Origin of the sequence: Pseudomonas sp. SB113, assembly GCF_040754745.1 — a bacterium.
GTDB lineage: Bacteria > Pseudomonadota > Gammaproteobacteria > Pseudomonadales > Pseudomonadaceae > Aquipseudomonas > Aquipseudomonas grimontii.
Genome location: NZ_JBFMHW010000074.1, coordinates 1 through 694 on the forward strand (window position 1 = coordinate 1; position 694 = coordinate 694).

At 60.2% G+C, this 694-nt stretch carries 1 protein-coding gene; it reads right to left on the minus strand.

The window, feature by feature from the left end:
- The coding region (locus AB1462_RS31475) for a chromate transporter (protein ID WP_367248972.1) at positions 1-426 on the minus strand (426 nt) is incomplete at its 3' end.
- Between the last annotated feature and the right edge of the window lie 268 nt (positions 427-694).

Genomic DNA, 694 nt, shown 5'->3' on the forward strand with positions numbered 1-694 from the left:
GCCCCATATCGCCTGCGCAACCACTGCAACGGCCACGAGTTTGAGACCGTGTAGAACACCTTCCGCAATCGGCCCATCGAAACTCGCCGCGCCATAGGCGAAAGCCAACAGCAGCAGCACGGAGGGCAGCGTAAACGCGATCCAGGCAGCAATGCCGCCGGCGAGGCCACCGGTACGCCCCACCCCGATCAGGAAGCCGACCTGGCTGGAAGCCGGACCGGGAAGAAACTGGCAGAGCGAAACGAGATCGGCATAAGCATCCTCGTCCAGCCATTTCCTGCGCAGAACGAAGGCATCGCGAAAATAGCCGATATGGGCGAGCGGCCCGCCGAACGAGGTCAGGCCCAGTTTGAAAAACGCCGCAAAGACCTCCGGGACAGATCCCGTAGCGGCTTCACTTGGCTCTGGGGTCGGCTGTGTGTTCAGGCTGGCGCTCGCAGATCGTTAAGCTGATCGCCATTCCGCGAAAGCCCCTCTGCGTCAAGCCTTAACCGGCTTTTGCGACAGTCTTGCGAAATCTGGAGCGCTTCGTTTCAAATAGAAACGTAGGCGGGACAGCACCCCCCTCTGCCCTGCCGGGCATCTCCCCCTCAAGGGGGGAGATTGGCTGACACAACTCTCAGCCTTCATTCGGCAACGTCAGAAATTGGTGCCGCTCGTTCATGACAAGATAATCTCCACCCTTGAGGGGGAG